Origin of the sequence: Rhodoferax sp. UBA5149, assembly GCF_002413825.1 — a bacterium.
Taxonomy (GTDB): domain Bacteria; phylum Pseudomonadota; class Gammaproteobacteria; order Burkholderiales; family Burkholderiaceae_C; genus Rhodoferax.
This window is the reverse complement of the sequence record NZ_DHXT01000109.1, coordinates 1-368: the sequence shown is the minus strand read 5'-3', so window position 1 is coordinate 368 and position 368 is coordinate 1. Positions and strand designations below refer to the sequence as shown.

The following is a 368-nucleotide window of genomic DNA, read 5'->3' as shown; positions in this document are numbered from 1 at the left end:
CTGGCCGATGCCGCCAAGATCCCGCACCTGGAGTGGTACGACAACCCCGAGTGGGCCTATGGCGGCGGCCTGTTCCACATCCACTGCGACTACCGCCTGATGATCGACAACCTGATGGACCTGACGCACGAGACCTATGTGCACGCCAGCAGCATCGGCCAGAAGGAAATCGACGAAACCCCGAGCAAGACCACGGTCGAGGGTGACATGGTGGTCACCAGCCGTTTCATGGACAACATCATGCCGCCGCCGTTCTGGCAACTGGCGCTGCGCGGCAACAACCTGGCCGATGACGTGGCGGTCGACCGTTGGCAGATCTGCCGCTTCACGCCGCCGGGCAATGTGATGATCGAAGTCGGTGTCGCGCA

1 pseudogene is annotated in these 368 nt (G+C 62.8%); it reads left to right on the top strand.

What is annotated here, in order from left to right:
* Positions 1-368: pseudogene (locus B3V69_RS09945) on the top strand (aromatic ring-hydroxylating dioxygenase subunit alpha); the annotation flags it as partial.